This is a genomic window from Micromonospora humida (genome assembly GCF_016901255.1).
In the GTDB taxonomy this organism is placed as follows: domain Bacteria; phylum Actinomycetota; class Actinomycetes; order Mycobacteriales; family Micromonosporaceae; genus Micromonospora; species Micromonospora wenchangensis.
This window is the reverse complement of sequence record NZ_JAFEUC010000016.1, coordinates 116,926-132,916: the sequence shown is the minus strand read 5'-3', so window position 1 is coordinate 132,916 and position 15,991 is coordinate 116,926. Positions and strand designations below refer to the sequence as shown.

The following is a 15,991-nucleotide window of genomic DNA, read 5'->3' as shown; positions in this document are numbered from 1 at the left end:
CATCCGTCGGGCGCGCCGGGTAGCCTCCCCCCATGGCGGACTCCTCCACCCAGTCGATCGTCATCGGCGCGTCACCGGACCGGGTCGCGGCGGTCGTGTGCGACTTCGCGCGCTACCCCGAGTGGACCGAGGCGGTGCGCCGGACCGAGGTCGTCGAGGAATACGAGGACGGCTACGCCAGCCAGGTCCGGTTCACCATCGACGCCGGGGTGATGGCCGACGAGTACGTGCTGGCCTACGAGTACGCCGAGGACCTGTCCCGCATCGAGTGGCACCTGGTGTCGCCCTCGACGATGCAGAAGTCCCAGCGTGGCTCGTACGACCTGGTCGGCAATCCGGACGGCACCTGCACGGTGACCTACACGCTGGAGGTCGAGTTGTCGGTGGGCATGCTCGGCATGTTTCGCCGCAAGGCCGAGAAAATGATCATGGATACGGCGTTGAAGCAGCTCAAGCGCCGGGTAGAAGCAACCGGTGCGGCGTAGCGACGCGACGGCCGGCGACACGACGGAGGAGCCGACCATGGGCGCAACGGAACCGGGCTCGGCCCGGGAGGAAGCGGAACGGCTGGTCGCCACGCTGCTCGCGACGGCCCGGCTGGCCTCCGCCGGCTCCGGGTCGGCGTCGGGGCCGTGGGGTCCGCTCGGTGGGATCGTCTCGGGTGTCCTCGGTCACAGTGCCACCCCGTCCCGGTCTGCCGGCGGCGGCCACCGCGCGCAGGGTTTCGCCACCGGATCGGCCGAGTGCTGCGTCTGTCCGATCTGCCGGGCAGTCGCCGCCCTACGCGATCCCAGTCCCGAATTCGCCGAGCGGCTCGCCACCGGCGCGGGGGATCTGGCGGCCGGCGTCGCCAGCCTGATGCGCGCGTTCGCCCCGCCCGGAGCCGGGGAAGCACCCCCCGGTGACGCCGGTGACGCCGCCGCGCCGACCGGCCCGTCCGATTCCGGAGCCGATCATGTGTGGCGCGAGGCCACCCGCACCGGGCATGATTCTGCGTCGGCGCCGGAGCGGGACGTCTGGTCCGCCGCCACCCGGGCGGAGGACGCGGTCGAACCGGCCGCCGCCGCACCGCCCGTCGACGACGCCGGGCCGGCCGCGCCGGCCCAGCAGGTCCGGCCCGCGGCCGACGGTCCCGTGGTGCCCGCCTCGCGCGCGCCGGCCGGCGCGGACGGGGACGCACCAGGCGACGGGGCCTGACCACCGGACATCCCGGCAGCGTACGGCCGGTTTCGGCCGATGTCGGGCAGCACAGCAGAGGGGAGTGGCCGCGGTGACGCTGACCATCGGAGTCGACGTCGGTGGCACGAAGGTGGCCGGCGGTGTCGTGGACGACACCGGCAGGGTGCTCGTGCAGGCCCGGCGGGACACCCCCGCGGACGACGTCGGCAAGACCCGCGACGTCATCATCGAACTGGTCACCCAGCTCGCCACCGGCCACCAGGTCGACGCGGTGGGGATCGGCGCGGCCGGCTGGATCGACGCGTCCCGCTCCACCGTGCTGTTCGCCCCCAACCTGGCCTGGCGCGACGAACCGCTACGTGACTACGTCAGCGCCGCCACCGGCCTCCCGGTGATCGTCGAGAACGACGGCAACGTGGCGGCCTGGGCCGAGTTCCGGCACGGCGCGGCCCGCGACGCCGACGACTCCATGGTCATGTTCACCATCGGCACCGGTGTCGGCGGCGGCATCGTCCTCGGCGGCGAGCTGGTCCGCGGCGCCCACGGCATCGCCGCCGAGCTGGGACACATGCTCACCGTCCCCGACGGCCACCAGTGCGGCTGCGGCCGGCTCGGCTGCATCGAGCAGTATGCCAGCGGCAGCGCCCTGGTCCGGTTCGCCCGCGCCGGGGCCCGGCAGGAACCGCAGCGCGCCACCGCCCTGCTGGAGCTGGCCGGCGGCGAGGCCGAGGCGATCACCGGCCCGATGGTCACCACCGCCGCCCAGGCCGGCGACCCGATCTCGGCCGAGGCGTTCGCCCAGATCGGCCGCTGGCTCGGCACCAGCCTCGCCGACATGGCGCAGATCCTCGACCCGCAGGTGCTGGTGGTCGGCGGCGGCGTGGTCGACGCCGGTGACCTGCTGCTCGGCCCGACCCGGCGGTCCTTCGCCGACGCGCTGGCCCAGCGCAGCCGGCTCCCGGTGGCCGAGGTGCGCCCCGCCGAGCTGGGCAACAGCGCCGGCGTCATCGGTGCCGCCGACCTGGCCCGCCGCCGATGAGCGCCGCGCCGACGGGGCCGCGCCCGGACGCCCCCGCGCCCGCCCACACCGCTGCCACGCCGCCGGCACCGGCCCCGACGGGAACGGCCGGGGCCGGCCCGGCCGGGGCCGGGCGGGTGCCGCTGCGGGTGGTGTCGTACAACATCCACAGCCAGCGCGACGACACGGCGGCGCTGGCCAGCGTGGTCCGCGAGGCCGCCCCCGACGTGGTGATCGTGCAGGAGGCGCCGCGCCGGTTGCGGTGGCGGCAGAAGTCCGCCACGCTGGCCGACTCGTTCGGCCTGGTGGTGGCCGCCGGCGGGCTGCCGTCGCTGGGCAACCTGCTGCTGACCAGCCTGCGGGTCCGGGTGACCGGGACGCACTGCCAACGGTTCCCGCTGACCCCGGGCCGGCACCTGCGCGGCGCGGCGTACGCCCGCTGCCAGGTCGGCGGGGCCCGGTTCCTGCTGGCCGGCTCGCACCTGTCCACCGACCCGGCCGAGCGGCCCGGCCAGGCGGCGCTGCTGCGGCGGGAGCTGTCGGCGAGCGACCTGCCGGTGGTCTTCGGGGCCGACCTCAACGAGGGCCCGGACGGCCCGGCCTGGGGCACCGTCGCGAGCGGACTCGTCGACGCCGCGATCGCCGCCGACGCGGCCGACCGGCACACCTACTCGTGCACCAACCCGCGCCGCCGCATCGACGCCCTCTTCGTCGACCCCCGGGTCGAGGTGGTCGGCTACGACGTGGTGGACACCCCGACCACCCGCCGGGCCAGCGACCACTTCCCGGTCCTGGTCGACCTGCTGCTGCCGGTCGTCGACTGATCGGCCGGCACGTCCCCGGGCCGGCCGTCACGGCCGCCCGGGGGTCGTCCCGCGACGCGTCACGACACCTCCGCGAGCCGGGCTGGACAACGGGTCGGGGGCCCGGAAGGATGCCGGTCGAACCGGCGTACCTGGCCGCACATAAGGAGATTCCCGGTGTCCCCCTCCACCGAGCACGGCCGGCCCGAACCGGAGCCCACGACGCTCCCTGCGAACCCGGACGGCCGCCCGGTCTCCGACCGGGGCGACACGGTCTGCGTGATCGGGGCCGGGGCCAGCGGCCTCACCGCCGTCAAGAACCTCACCGAACACGGCTTCGGCGTCGACTGCTACGAACGGGAGACCGGCGTCGGCGGCGGCTGGAACTGGCGGCACGACCGCAGCCCGGTGTACGCCAGCACCCACCTCATCTCGTCGCGGCCGTTCACCCAGTTCCCCGACTTCCCGATGCCGGACTCCTGGCCGGACTACCCGCACCACGGTCAGGTGCTGTCCTACTTCGAGCGGTACGCCGACCACTTCGACCTGCGCCGGCACATCTGGTTCGGCACCGAGGTGGTACGGGTGGAACCCGTCGACGGCGACCGGTGGGACGTCACCACCCGCAGCACCGGCGGGTACGGCCCGGAACGCACCTCCCGGTACGCCGCCGTGCTGGTCGCCAACGGGCACAACTGGTCGCCGAAGCTGCCCCGCTACGAGGGGCTGGAGGAGTTCCGGGGCGAGGTCATGCACGCCTCGTCCTACAAGGACCCCGCCCAGCTACGCGGCAAGCGGGTGCTGGTGGTCGGGGCCGGCAACACCGGCTGCGACCTGGCGGTCGAGGCGGCCCAGCAGGCGTCCCGCTGCTGGCACTCCACCCGCCGCGGCTACTGGTACGCCCCGAAGTACGTCCTCGGCCGTCCCGCCGACCAGGTCAACGACGCGCTGCTGGCGCTGCGGGTGCCGCTGCGGCTGCGGCAGTGGCTCTACCACTGGACGCTGCGGCTGACCGTGGGTGACCTCACCCGGTTCGGGCTGCCGAAGCCGGACCACCGGGTCTACGAGACGCACCCGATCGCCAACAGCCAACTGGTCTACTACGTCGGCCACGGCGAGATCACCCCCGTGCCGGAGCTGGCCCGGTTCCACCCCGGCGGGGTGACCCTCACCGACGGCCGGGAGATCGACCCGGAGCTGGTCGTCTTCGCCACCGGCTACCTGCCCCGCTTCGAGTTCCTCGACCCGGGCGTCCTCGGCGACGCCGACGGCTCGGGCCGCCCCCGGCTGTGGCTGCACGCGTTCCCGCCGGGCCACCCGACGCTGGCGGTGGCCGGGCTGTTGCAGCCCGACTCGGGGCTGTTCACCCTGGCGCACTGGCAGACCGTGCTCTTCGCCCGGTCGCTGCGGCTGCGCCGGGAGCAGCCACAGCGGGCCGCCGCGTTCGCCTCGCGGGCGGCGGCCGGCGCGGGGGAGCGGTACGCGGGGAAGGTCAAGGACAGCAGCCGGCACTGGTTCGAGGTGGGCCACGTCGACTACCTGCGCGCGGTGCAGCGCGCCCTCGACGACCTGGAGGGCAAGTGACCGGCACGACCGATCAGCGGGTCCGGATCATGCGGGGCCGGGAGTGGGCCCACCCGGTCCGTCCGGCCCGCCGCGAGGTGCTCGGCGTCGACCCGGAGCTGGAGGAGGGACGTCCGCCGCTGCTGTTCGTCCCCGGCTTCGGGCACGGGGCGTGGGCGTTCGCCGAACACTGGCTGGAGTACGCCGCGTCGCGCGGTTTCCCCGCGTACGCGATGAGCCTGCGCGGGCACGGCGGCAGCGAACCGGCGCCGGGGGCGACGCTGCGGGCGTACACCCACGACGTGGTCCAGGTGGCGGCGGGGCTGCCCCGGCAGGCGGTGCTGGTGGGGCACGGCGCGGGCGCCCTGGTGGTGTCGCACGCGTTGGCGCGGTACCCGGCCCGCGCGGCGGTGCTGGTCGCGCCGGTGCTCGGCGGTGCGGCCACGGCCGGCGCGGCGCTGCGGGCCAACCCGCTCGGCACCCTGCCCGCCCTGTTCGGTGGCGCGTTGCGGCTGCACCGTCGGCAATTGTTCAGCCGGGAGCTGCCCGAGGCGGACGCCCGCCGGCACCTGGCCCGGCTGGGTCGGGCCGGCTGGCGGGCGCAGTGGCAGCTGCTCGCCGGCCGGCCGGCGGAGCCGGCGGTGGGCCGCCCGCCGGTGCTGGTGCTGGGCAGCCCGGACGACCGGGTCGTCCCGCCGACCGCGCTGACCCGGGCGGCCCGCCGCTACGGCGCGGCTCCGTTGCTCTTCCCCGGTATGGGGCACGACCTGATGCTCGACACCCGCTGGCAGGAGCCGCTGGACGCACTCCTGGACTGGCTGGCCAAGGAGCCGGGTCGCAGCTGAGCGACCACCCGCACGGGCCGGGCTGACGTCGGCCCCCGCGCGGGTGGCCGCCGTCCGCCGTAGCCCGGCAAGTCGGTCCCGCAGCCCGGCCAGCCGTCCGTCGTAGCCCGGCCGCCGGTGTCGCCGTCCGCCGGGGTCGGGTGCGGTCAGCCGCTGCTGCTGAGCCGGGTGAGCAGCGAGCCGGTGTCGTCCAGCGCGCTGAGGTAGGAGCGCGCCCAGGCCCGGATGTCGTGCCGGTGCAGGTGGTGGCGCATCGCCCGCATCCGGTCGCCGAGGTCGGTGGGCCCGGCCCGCAGCGCCGACAACAGCCCCTGCTTGAGCCCCTCCAGGTCGTGCGGATTGACCAGGTACGCCCGGTCCAGCTCGGCCGCCGCCCCGGCGAACTCGCTGAGCAGCAACGCGCCGGTGTCGTCGACCCGGGCTGCCACGTACTCCTTGGCGACCAGGTTCATCCCGTCGCGCAGCGGGGTGACCGCCATGACGTCGGCGACCCGGTAGAGCGCCGCGAGTTCGGCCCGGTCGAAGGGCTGGGTGAGGTAGTGGATGGCCGGTTCGCCGACCCGGCCGAACTCGCCGTTGATCCGGCCCACCTCGCGTTCGATCCGCTCCCGCAGGATCTGGTACTGGCCGACGCGTTCCCGGCTCGGCATGGCGACCTGCACCAGCACCGTGTCCCGGACCTTGACGTCACCGCTGGCGAGCAGCTCGCTGTAGGCCTTCAGCCGCTGCTCGATGCCCTTGGTGTAGTCCATCCGGTCCAGGCTGAGGATGACCCGCTCCGGGTCGCCCAGGTCGTGCCGGAGCCGGCGGGCCCGCGCGGTGACGTCCGGCCGGGCGGCCAGCGCCGCCATCTCCGCCGTGTCGATCGAGACGGGGTACGCCCCGATCCGCACCACCCGGTCCTGCACGCCGATCCGCCGGTCGGTGGCCGGCAGGCCGAGCACCTTGGTGGCGAGCTGGGCGAAGTTGTGCGCCGCCTGGGCCCGCTGGAACCCGATCAGGTCGGCGCCGAGCATCCCGCGCAGCAGTTCGGCCCGGCGGGGGAGCTGCATGAACAGCTCCGGCGGCGGGAACGGCACGTGCAGGAAGAAGCCGATCCGCAGGTCGGGCCGCAGCTCGCGGAGCAGCGCGGGGACCAGTTGCAGGTGGTAGTCCTGCACCCAGACCACCGCGCCCGGGTCGGCCACCTCGGCGGTCGCCTCGGCGAACCGCTGGTTGACCCGCTGGTACGCCTCCCACCAGCGGCGGTGGTACTCGGGCTGCTCCACCGCGTCGTGGTAGAGCGGCCAGAGCGTCGCGTTGGCGAAGCCCTCGTAGTGGTCGCGCAGGTCGTCGGCGCTGAGCGGGACGGTCCGCATGTGCACGCCGTCGACGTCGGGCAGCACGGGCGCGGGCCCGGTGCCGCCGGCCCAGCCGACCCAGGTGGCCGGGGTCTGCCGGAGCAGGGGGTGCAGGGCGCTGACCAGCCCGCCGGGGCTGCGCCGCCACTCACAGGCGCCGTCGGGCGCCACGCTGTCGTCGATGGGGAGCCGGTTGGCCACCACCACCAGTGAACTCTGTCGCATCTCGGGCATTCCGATCGGCAGGGGACCGACCACGCGAGCAAGGAACAACCGGGCAGTCGGTGGGGGAAGTGACCTACAGCGGTATTCCTACTGACCGTAAGTTACACCACTGTTACGCCCGGCGTGAGGGCTGTGGTGTCCCGGGATGCGGGCGGGATGACCGCCGGCCCCGGCGGGGTGTCGCGGGGCTCAGACGACCGCGCCGTCGTCGGGGTCGTGATCCTCCTCGTCACCGGGACGCAGCCGCCAGATCAGCGTGACGAACCCGGCGAGGATGCCGGTGAAGCCGAGCAGGGTGACCACCGAGGCGTCCACGGGCAGTAACGACGGGTTGAGGAAGAGCACGAAACCGAGCACGATCCCCAGCACCCCGACCACCGCGTACTTCGAGATCCGGGGCAGCGGCGGAGGCGGCGGCGGGGTGTAGCCCTCCTCCGGGTCGTCCGGCAGGTCGGCCCCGAAGGTGTCCAGGCCGTCCAGCAGCGACGGCTCGTCCTGCTGCCGGCCCCGGGGGGTCACCGAGATGCCGGAGATGTCGGCCGCGTACGGCAACCGGCGTACGTCGGTGGCGGTCGGACCCGTCGGCTCGTCCGCCCTGGTGGTCGGGCCACCCGCGCGGGCGGCCGGATCGGCCCCGTCGTCGTCGATGTCCTCGGACGCGGGCCAGGGATGGCTGCCGGCGGCGGGCGCGGTGTGGAAGGCGGCGACGAGACGTTCCCACTCGGCGTCGACGTCCGGCTCGGCGCGGGCCGGCTCCGGCGTCGCCTCGTCGGCGAGCTGGGTCAGGTAGTCCCGGGCGGTGGTCAGGTGCGAACGGTCCACGTAGAGCCGGTCGACCGGCCGGGACGGAACGGTGGTGGTCCGGGTGATCGGGTTCAGGTCGGCGGAGGGCTGGAGGTAGGCGGCGATCCCGCCCGCGGCGAGCACGTCGAGCAGGTGCTCACCGACGCGCGGGTCGACGTCGCCCGCGACGGCGTACTCGCTCGCGTCGAGCCCGTTGTCCCGCCGTCCCCGGCGGGCGCCACCCGCTGACACCGGACATCCTCCTCCGCGCACCTGCCGGTGCGGTCGTGTCGGCGCCCCGTACGCCGTGCTCTGAATCGTGACACGTCGGCACCCGGTTCCGGGAGTGCGTTGTGGCGCGCCGCTCGTGGTTCGTCGGCTCCGCCGTCGGCGGGCGGGCCCGACGGCAGCCCTCCGGGTGACCCACCCATCACCGTCGCGACCTGCCCGGACGACCCCGGCCCGGGGTCGCCGGCGGTGGGCGGGACGGGAATCCGGTGCCGTACCGGCTGGTAGTGCCGCTGATCGGTGGTCCGCCGCACCCGGCGGGCGCACCGGTTCCGCGACGCGGGGTGCCGGAGCTGCCCGCCGACGGGCCGGTGCCCCGGGCCGGCGGCCGGCCCGCCCGCCGCCGACCGCCGCGCCCTCGCCCCTCACCCGCAAGAAGTCACATTCCACGCGAAAGCGGAATACCTCCCCGGACCCCGCCCGGGGACGTCGTCTGGGGATGATCGACTCCGGTGAGCCCGAACAGCGCTCTCAGATCTCCCGGACACCGCATCGTCGGCCCAGGTGAGTCGATCATCGATCCCCGTCAGCTCCGATCGGCCTCGCCCGGGTCGATCTCGACCCCGGTCAGCTCCCGGGCGTCACCCGGGTGGCCAGCCGGAGCAGACCGGGCATCGCGTTGCGGTCGGCGAAGTCGCGGACCCGGTCGAGGGTGGCCGCTGCCTGCGCGGGGTCGGCCACGGTCAGGGCCGGCACCGACAGCGCCGTGGTGAGCATCTGGTCGGTGGTGTCGGGCATCCGGGAGTAGCGCTCCGCCGCCGCCGCGAACAGCCGGGCCGCCCGCCGGGCGTCCCCGTCGCCGAGGGCCAGGGTGGCGTCGGCGGCCTGCCCGGCCGCCTCCACCCAGGGGGTCGTCCGGGGTGACCGGGCGAGGATGTCGTGCACCAGCCGGGCGGCGTCCGGGCCGAGCACCGCGGCGACGTGCCCCACCGCCGGCACCCACTCGGCGAACGGGATCACCCGGGTCCGGCTCCAGTCCCCGTCCAGCTCCACCAGCAGCCGCATCGCCTCCTCCCGGCGGCCCCGGACCGCCCGGCAGAGCGCCGCGTGCGCCAGCGTCGACTGCAACACCCGGTGGAAACCACTGCGCCGCGCGGCGACCACCGCCTGGGTCACCAGATCGTGATCCCCGCCGGCCTCTCCCGACCCCGCCCCCGGTGCGGAGTCGGCGCGCAGGGCCCGCATCCAGCCGGAGACCGCCACGATGTGCAGGTCCCACTCGGCGGTCGGCAGTCGGGTCGACTCGGTGCCCAGCTCCAGCGCCGCCACCCAGTCACCGGCGTAGTACGCCCGCGCCCACTGGTCGGCGAAGCTGGTCGCCAGGCTGTGCCCGCCACCCGGGTCGAGCGAACGCTGCTCGTCGACCAGCCGGGCCGACCGGGCCAGGTCACCCTCCTCCTGCGCCGCCCAGGCGAGGTTGTGCACCGCCCGGCGTCGGCTGACCAGCCGATCCACCCGGCACTGCTCGGCCACCTCGGCCAGTTCCGCGTACGCCTGCTCCTCGCCGGCCATGTAGCGGGCCACCGCCAGGGTGATCCGGGCGTTGGCCCGCACCTCGGGCAGCCGCAGCCGCTCGGCCAGCTCGGCTGCCGCGGAGGCCGCCACGCAGGCCGGCTCGGTCTCGGCGTTGAGCATCCGGACCCGGGCCAGTTCCAGCAGCGCCTCCGCCTTCTCCTCGGACTCCGGCAGCTCGGCGTAGATCGCGTTGGCCCGGTGCAGGCAGCGCAGCGTCTCGGACCGGTCGGCCCGGCTCCAGGCGGCGGTGGCGAGCAGCGTCCAGGCGCGGGCCGCGCCGGACCGGTCCCCGACGGCGGCCAGCCGTTCGGTGAGCCCGGTCAACGCCTCGGTCCCCCCGTCGACCAGGAACGCGTCCCCGTCCCGAAACAGGGCCAGTTGGGCGGCGAACAGCTCCAGCCCCGGGTCGGGTGCCCCGCCGACCTGCAGCGCCCTGCCCACCAGCCCGGCCGCGTTCTCCAGCGCGTGCAGCTCGTACGCCCGGCGGGCGGCCCGGTGCAGCGCGGTACGGGCCGCCACCGCGTACGGCATGGGGTCGAGTCCGACCGTGCGGGCGATCTCGTGGGCGGTCCAGCGGTGGTTGGCCAGCACCTCGGCCAGGTCCTGCTGGCCGGCCTGGGTGAGCTGGGCCAACCAGTCGGCGGTGCGCTGGTGGCGCAGCACCCGTTCGGCCCGGGGTAGCCGCTGGTAGCACACGTCACGGACCAGGATGTGCCGGAAGCGGTACTCCGGCTGACCGACCATGGTGGAGGTGGGCAGCTCGAAGACCATGTCCCGGCGCTGCAGGCGGTCCAGCGCCCGCTCCACCCACTCGACCGTCCGGCCGAGGGCGGCGGCCACGGGCGCCGGCCAGAACTGGACCCCGACCACGGCGGCGGCCTGGAGGACCGCCCGGTCGGCCGGGTCGAGCAGGTCGAGCCGGTTGGCGATGACCGCCTGGACGGTACGCGGCATGTCGGTGGTGCCGGCCGGATCGAAGGCGGCGCTGGGCTCCAGCAGCCCGCCGTCCATCAGCATCCGGGCGTACTCCTGGGCGTAGAGCGGGTTGCCGTCGGCGAACTCGATGAGCGGTGCCCGCGACGCCGCCGGCAGGGTGGCCTGACCGAGCAGCAGGGAGTAGAGGGTGTCGATGTCGGCGTCGTGCATCGGCGGGACCGAGATGGACATCGCGCCGCTGATCGTGCCCGTCCAGGCCGGCTGCCGCTCCCGCAGCTCGGGCCGCGCGGTCGCCACCACCAGCAGCGGTACGCCCCGGGCCGCCGCCCCGAGCTGCTCGACGAAGGTGAGCATCGCCTGGTCGGCCCAGTGCATGTCCTCGAAGACCAGCACCGTCGGGCCCCGCCCGGCGAGGGTGAGCAGGAACCGCCGCCAGGCCGCCTCGGTCTCACCCGGGTTGAGTCGTTCCCCGGTCATCCCCAGCAGCGGCCCGAGCGCGCCGGCCAACCGCATGGCGTGCGGGTCGTCGAGCTGACGCAGCCGGTCGCGGAGCCGGTCACGCAGCGGTTCCGGGTCGTCGGTGTCCGGCGCGCCCAGCCACCCCTTGACGATGTCCGCCAGCGCGGCGTAGGTGACGTTCTCGCCGAACGGCGGGCACTGCCCGACCAGCCAGGTGACCCGGTGGCCGGGCAGGTTGGCGGCGTGCCGGGACAACTCACGCAGCAGCCGGCTCTTGCCCACCCCGGCCGGGCCGAAGACGGTCACCAGCTGGGAGGTGCGTTCGGTGACCGTCCGGTGCAGGGCGCTGACCAGCAGGCCCCGTTCGTGTTCCCGGTCGACCATCGGGGTCAGTTCGGCGGCCTGCGGGTCGGTCCGGGGCCGGGCCCGCACGGCGAGCCAGATCCGGCTCACCGTGGAACGTCCCCGCAGGGTGACCGGCGGCCGGTCGACGTAGTCCAACTCGTGTCGGGTGGCCGACCAGGTGCTCTCGTCGACGACGACTCCGCCGGTGGGGGCCAGCGCCTGCAACCGGGAGGCGGTGTTCACCACGTCGCCGGTGACGAACGCCTGACCGCCGTCGCGGGTGGCGGAGAGGTCGACGAGCGCCTCACCGGTGGCCACGCCGACCCGGAAACCCAGCGGCGGGTGTGGGCCGGCGGCCTGCCGGGCCAGGTTGCGTTGCAGCTCCAAGCCGGCCCGTACGCAGCGCAGCGCGTCGTTGTCGGTGGCGACCGGGGCACCGAACAGCGCCATCACCGCGTCGCCGATGTACTTCTCCACCACCCCGCCGTACTGGTGGACCAGCTTGCGGACGGTGGCGAAGTACGCCTGCTGGAGGCTGCGCGCCTGCTCCGGGTCGGCCCGTTCGGCGTACGTGGTGAAGTCGACGATGTCGATGAACAGCACGCTGACCTGACGGCGGTCCTCCTGCACGGTGACCGCGTGGTCGCGCAGCGGCTGCCCGCAGCTGGTGCAGAAGTTGGCCTCGGGACTGTTGCCGTGCCCGCAGGAGGCACAGTTGAGCGTCAGCGCCTGTCCGCAGCCGCCGCAGAAGCGGTCGTCCGGTCCCGCCGCCCGTGAGCAGTGTCCACACTTGAGGTCGATGACGAACTCCGTACGTGAGGAGATCCCATTATCGCGCCGCGGAGGGCCAGTCGGGTACCCGACGTGCGGGCGGACCCTGCGGCTGGTCGGCCGCCACTAGTGTTCCTCACGAGGAAAACTCACTGTCAGGAGAGTGCCGTGCAGGTGCGATTGTCCGCCTACTGGACCGACCCGGACGGTACCGTCCGGTCCCCCGGGGAGACGGTCGACGTCGACGCGGTCACTCTCGCCAGAATGGAGGAGCAGGGCATGGTCGAGAATCCCGACAGCAAGACGACTTCGGACGCCGGCACTACCACGACCACGACGCCGAAGCCACAGAAGATCGGGCCGGGGCCGGGTACACCGCCGGACCAGATCGGACCTGGGCCGGGCGCCCCGCCGGCCGACGACAGCGGCAAGTGAACGACCGGCGCGGCCGGCGGACCTCGGTCCGCCGGCCGCGCCGGTGTGGCGTTCCCGCTCACCCGCCGGGCGTCACCGCCCGGGAAAGTCCCTGGTCAGCGGTCGCTCATGCCGGCGCGTCGGCGCAGCGCCGCCACGTCGGTGACCACGATCCGACGACCTTCGGTACGCAGCCAGCCGCGGCTGGCGAAGGAACCGATCGCCTGGTTGACGCTCTGCCGGGAGCCACCCGCCATCTCGGCGAGCTGGCTCTGGTTCAGCTCGATGGTGATCATCGGGGCCTGGCTCTCACCGGCCAGCCGGACCAGCGTCTTGGCCACCCGACCGGGCAGGTCGAGGAAGACGTGGTCGGCGTTCTGCTCGGTGAGCCGCCGGATCAGGCCACCCAGCGAGCGCATCACCGCGTCCAGGATGCGTGGGTTGGAGTGCACCAGCTCCATGAAGGCCGGGCGGGACAGGGCGAGCGCCGCACAGTCCTCGATCGCCTCGGCCGAGGCGGAACGGGTGGAGGCGTCCAGCAGGGACACCTCGCCCAGCACGTCCGGTGGTCGGATGACCGACAGCACCGCGCGTTCCCCGGTCGGCGCGGTGCGGAACACCGCCACCGCCCCCCGGCGGAGCACGATCAGCGACTCGCCGGGATCGTTCTCGACGAAAAGCAACTGACCTTTGCGATAGGTGCGCGGCACGGCCGCGGCGATCACCCGCTGGCGCACCTCCGGCTCCAGCCCGGCGAACATCTCCACCCCCGTGAGGGCGTCACCCGGCTCCGGCAGGCGCATTTCCACAGCCCCACCCCTCCCCGGTCACGGACCACAATTTTCGCTCACCGGGTGAACCCTGACGGCCCCGCAAGAGGTGAACTGACACCGCTTCGGCGTCCGGTAGCGGTACACATCAGATCATGACGGCCCAGTCGCTTGCTGTACACCCCTGTAAACCTTTCCGTGACCCTCCGCGAGCTGCGACGGACCACCGGGTCGGGGGCGGCGGGGGTCCGTGCGGCCGACGGCGCCGGTGCCCGCCCCGCCCGTCGACGGTCACCGACGGTGGGTGAGGATGGACGGCGATGGTCTACCGCTATTTCTACGACTGTGAATTCATCGAGGACGGCCGGCTGGTCGACCTCGTGTCGATCGGCGTCGTCGACGAGTACGGCCGCGAGTTCTACGCGGTCTCCACCGAGTTCGACGACTCCCGCGCCGTGCCCTGGGTCCGCCGCAACGTGCTGGACAAGCTCCCCTCGCCGGCCGACCGGGCCTGGCGTTCCCGGGCCCGCATCCGCGACGACCTGCACGAGTTCCTGCTGGAGCCGATCCGGGACCGGCCGGGCGAGCAGCTGGAGCTGTGGGCCTGGTACGCCGCGTACGACCACGTGGTGCTGGCCCAGCTCTGGGGGGCGATGCCGGCGCTGCCCCGGGAGATCCCCCGGTTCACCAAGGAGCTGCGGCAGCTCTGGGACGACCTCGGCCGGCCCCGGCTGCCCGAGGCGGCGGCCGACCGGCACGACGCGCTGGTCGACGCCCGGCACAACCTGGCCCGCTGGCAGGCGATGACGGCCCGTCGGGGCTGATCCCGGCGTCGGCGGCCCGTCCGGGCTGGTCCCGGTGTCGGCGGCGCGGTGTCGGCGGGGTCCGCCGGCGGTGACGACAGCCCGTGACGATCGGCAGGTTTGACCGGTCCCGTCGGGGGCACCGGATGCGGGCGAGCCGATCCGAGGGAGTGCGCCATGGCCGACGACGCGACCACCATCACCGACGCCCGGCGGCGGGTGACCGAGCTGATCCGGGACGCCCGGATCTGCATGTTGACCACCATCGGGGTCGACGGCCGGATGCTCAGCCGGCCGATGGGGCTGCAGGCGGCCGAGTTCGACGGGGACCTGTGGTTCTTCGCCTACGCCGACTCGGCCAAGATGCGTCAGGTCCGGGTCAACCCGGAGGTCAACGTCGCCTTCTCCGACCAGCGTCACCACGCCTGGGTATCGATCTCCGGCACCGCCCAGGAGGCGTACGACCGGGCGCGGGCCGAGCAGCTGTGGAACCCGGTGCTCACGGCGTGGTTCCCGGACGGGCTGGACACCCCCGGGCTGACCCTGCTCAAGGTGCACGCCAGCTCGGCCGAGTACTGGGACTCCCCGGGCGGCACGGTGGTCAACCTGCTCGGCTTCGCCAAGGCGGCGGTGACCGGGACGCCGCCGAAGCTGGGGGAGAACCACGAGGTGAGCTACTGACCGGTAGCCGCCCGGGTGGGCGGGACCGGCCGGGGCGCGGTGTCGGCGTGCACCTGAGCCGACTACAGTGCGCACTGACGGCCCGCCCCGGGCCGGCAACGACGCCGATGGTCTGAGCGGACACATATCCTGGGGCTTATCCGGGCTTCACCTGACGTTCCAGGAGGATGAGCAGATCATGCGTATCGGCGTGCTCACCGGCGGCGGCGACTGCCCAGGTCTGAACGCGGTCATTCGGGCGGTGGTCCGTAAGGGCGTCGCTACTTACGGTCACGAGTTCGTGGGTTTCCGGGACGGGTGGAAGGGGCCGCTGGAGGGCCTGTCCAAGCCGCTCGGCATCCCCGAGGTGCGGGGCATCCTCCCGCGCGGTGGCACCATCCTCGGGTCGTCCCGCACCAACCCGTTCAAGATCGAGAACGGCGTGGAGCGGATCAAGGAGAACCTCGCCGCGCAGGGCGTGGACGCGCTGATCGCGATCGGCGGCGAGGACACCCTGGGCGTCGCCACCAAGCTGCACGAGCTGGGCGTCAACGTGGTCGGCGTACCGAAGACGATCGACAACGACCTGGGCGCCACCGACTACACCTTCGGCTTCGACACCGCCGTCAACATCGCCATGGAGGCGATCGACCGGCTGCACACCACCGCGGAAAGCCACCACCGCACCCTCGTCGTCGAGGTGATGGGCCGGCACGCCGGCTGGATCGCCCTGCACGCCGGCCTCGCCGGCGGCGCCAACGTGATCCTGCTGCCCGAGCGCAAGTTCGACGTCGACCAGGTCGCCGGTTACGTCGAGAAGCGCTTCCAGCACCAGTACGCCCCGATCGTCGTGGTCGCCGAGGGCGCCCAGCCGCTGGACGGCCAGATGGTCCTGCACAACCAGGAGCTGGACGCCTTCGGGCACGTCCGGCTCGGCGGCATCGGCCAGTGGCTGGCCGAGCAGCTGGAGGCCAAGACCGGCAAGGAGGCCCGCACCGTCGTGCTCGGGCACATCCAGCGCGGTGGCACCCCGACCGCGTTCGACCGGGTGCTCGCCACCCGGCTCGGCCTGCAGGCCATCGATGCCGCCCACGAGGGTGACTGGGGCAAGATGGTCGCGATGCAGAGCACGGACATCGTCCGGGTGCCGCTGGCCGAGGCCACCCGTGAGCTGAAGACCGTCCCGATCGAGCGCTACGACGAGGCCGAGGTCTTCTTCGGCAGCTGATCGCAGCCCACCCCTTCCCCTCCGCCCTGCCGGAGGGGAAGGGGCA

The 15,991-nt window shown here is 73.8% G+C and carries 14 protein-coding genes; 10 read left to right on the top strand and 4 right to left on the bottom strand.

Features of this window, described 5'->3' with window-relative positions; genetic code table 11:
• Nucleotides 1-32: 32 nt before the first annotated feature.
• The 6 genes from JQX11_RS27405 to JQX11_RS27380 all read left to right on the top strand — a co-directional run bounded on the left by JQX11_RS27405 (nt 33) and on the right by JQX11_RS27380 (nt 5,408).
• Nucleotides 33-485: an SRPBCC family protein gene (locus tag JQX11_RS27405; RefSeq protein WP_204927820.1), complete on the top strand. Its 453-nt coding sequence runs from the start codon at nt 33-35 to the stop codon at nt 483-485.
• 37 nt (nt 486-522) lie between these two features.
• Entirely contained in the window at nt 523-1,197 is a 675-nt protein-coding gene (locus JQX11_RS27400) for a hypothetical protein (protein WP_204927819.1), read from the top strand.
• Nucleotides 1,198-1,270: 73 nt separating this feature from the next.
• Nucleotides 1,271-2,218 (top strand): ROK family glucokinase, encoded by a 948-nt coding sequence (locus tag JQX11_RS27395; RefSeq protein ID WP_204927818.1) that lies wholly within the window; start codon nt 1,271-1,273, stop codon nt 2,216-2,218.
• A gap of 116 nt (nt 2,219-2,334) precedes the next feature.
• A complete protein-coding gene (locus tag JQX11_RS27390) occupies nt 2,335-3,021 on the top strand; it encodes an endonuclease/exonuclease/phosphatase family protein (protein WP_204927891.1) in 687 nt (228 codons plus the stop codon).
• A 156-nt stretch (nt 3,022-3,177) separates the two neighbouring features.
• Nucleotides 3,178-4,584: a flavin-containing monooxygenase gene (locus tag JQX11_RS27385; RefSeq protein ID WP_204927817.1), complete on the top strand. Its 1,407-nt coding sequence runs from the start codon at nt 3,178-3,180 to the stop codon at nt 4,582-4,584.
• 29 nt (nt 4,585-4,613) lie between these two features.
• Nucleotides 4,614-5,408 (top strand): alpha/beta hydrolase, encoded by a 795-nt coding sequence (locus JQX11_RS27380; protein ID WP_204927890.1) that lies wholly within the window; start codon nt 4,614-4,616, stop codon nt 5,406-5,408.
• 146 nt (nt 5,409-5,554) lie between these two features.
• Here the strand turns inward: JQX11_RS27380 and JQX11_RS27375 are convergent, their stop codons facing one another.
• The 3 genes from JQX11_RS27375 to JQX11_RS27365 form a co-directional block, all read right to left on the bottom strand.
• Nucleotides 5,555-6,973 (bottom strand): alpha,alpha-trehalose-phosphate synthase (UDP-forming), encoded by a 1,419-nt coding sequence (locus JQX11_RS27375; protein WP_204927816.1) that lies wholly within the window; start codon nt 6,971-6,973, stop codon nt 5,555-5,557.
• A 189-nt stretch (nt 6,974-7,162) separates the two neighbouring features.
• Nucleotides 7,163-8,008, bottom strand: a complete 846-nt coding sequence (locus tag JQX11_RS27370; RefSeq protein ID WP_204927815.1) for a DUF308 domain-containing protein — start codon at nt 8,006-8,008, stop codon at nt 7,163-7,165.
• Nucleotides 8,009-8,611: 603 nt separating this feature from the next.
• The gene (locus tag JQX11_RS27365) at nt 8,612-12,100 is read right to left on the bottom strand and encodes an AAA family ATPase (RefSeq protein WP_204927889.1); all 3,489 of its coding nucleotides are present in this window, start codon (nt 12,098-12,100) and stop codon (nt 8,612-8,614) included.
• 138 nt (nt 12,101-12,238) lie between these two features.
• Between JQX11_RS27365 and JQX11_RS27360 the strand changes: the two genes are divergently transcribed.
• Nucleotides 12,239-12,505: a hypothetical protein gene (locus tag JQX11_RS27360; protein WP_204927814.1), complete on the top strand. Its 267-nt coding sequence runs from the start codon at nt 12,239-12,241 to the stop codon at nt 12,503-12,505.
• A 95-nt stretch (nt 12,506-12,600) separates the two neighbouring features.
• On the opposite strand, the gene JQX11_RS27355 is transcribed toward JQX11_RS27360, so the two are convergent.
• Nucleotides 12,601-13,293: a Crp/Fnr family transcriptional regulator gene (locus tag JQX11_RS27355; protein ID WP_043967208.1), complete on the bottom strand. Its 693-nt coding sequence runs from the start codon at nt 13,291-13,293 to the stop codon at nt 12,601-12,603.
• A 281-nt stretch (nt 13,294-13,574) separates the two neighbouring features.
• Here JQX11_RS27355 and JQX11_RS27350 point away from each other — a divergent pair, with 281 nt between their 5' ends.
• The 3 genes from JQX11_RS27350 (at nt 13,575) to JQX11_RS27340 (ending at nt 15,945) form a co-directional block, all read left to right on the top strand.
• Nucleotides 13,575-14,078, top strand: a complete 504-nt coding sequence (locus tag JQX11_RS27350) for a polyadenylate-specific 3'-exoribonuclease AS (RefSeq protein WP_204927813.1) — start codon at nt 13,575-13,577, stop codon at nt 14,076-14,078.
• A 156-nt stretch (nt 14,079-14,234) separates the two neighbouring features.
• On the top strand, nt 14,235-14,738 hold the full coding sequence (locus JQX11_RS27345) for a pyridoxamine 5'-phosphate oxidase family protein (protein ID WP_204927812.1): 504 nt from the start codon (nt 14,235-14,237) through the stop codon (nt 14,736-14,738).
• A 178-nt stretch (nt 14,739-14,916) separates the two neighbouring features.
• Complete coding sequence (locus JQX11_RS27340) at nt 14,917-15,945, top strand: 6-phosphofructokinase (RefSeq protein WP_088644698.1); 1,029 nt, start codon at nt 14,917-14,919, stop codon at nt 15,943-15,945.
• The last annotated feature ends 46 nt before the right edge of the window (nt 15,946-15,991 follow it).

Bases quoted from the DNA above. Each gene is read 5' to 3' on its own strand.
- JQX11_RS27345 (WP_204927812.1), top strand. From the start codon at position 14,235: ATGGCCGACGACGCGACCACCATCACCGACGCCCGGCGGCGGGTGACC.
- JQX11_RS27405 (WP_204927820.1), top strand. From the start codon at position 33: ATGGCGGACTCCTCCACCCAGTCGATCGTCATCGGCGCGTCACCGGAC.
- JQX11_RS27350 (WP_204927813.1), top strand. From the start codon at position 13,575: ATGGTCTACCGCTATTTCTACGACTGTGAATTCATCGAGGACGGCCGG.
- JQX11_RS27400 (WP_204927819.1), top strand. From the start codon at position 523: ATGGGCGCAACGGAACCGGGCTCGGCCCGGGAGGAAGCGGAACGGCTG.
- JQX11_RS27380 (WP_204927890.1), top strand. From the start codon at position 4,614: ATGCGGGGCCGGGAGTGGGCCCACCCGGTCCGTCCGGCCCGCCGCGAG.
- JQX11_RS27375 (WP_204927816.1), bottom strand. From the start codon at position 6,973: ATGCGACAGAGTTCACTGGTGGTGGTGGCCAACCGGCTCCCCATCGAC.
- JQX11_RS27340 (WP_088644698.1), top strand. From the start codon at position 14,917: ATGCGTATCGGCGTGCTCACCGGCGGCGGCGACTGCCCAGGTCTGAAC.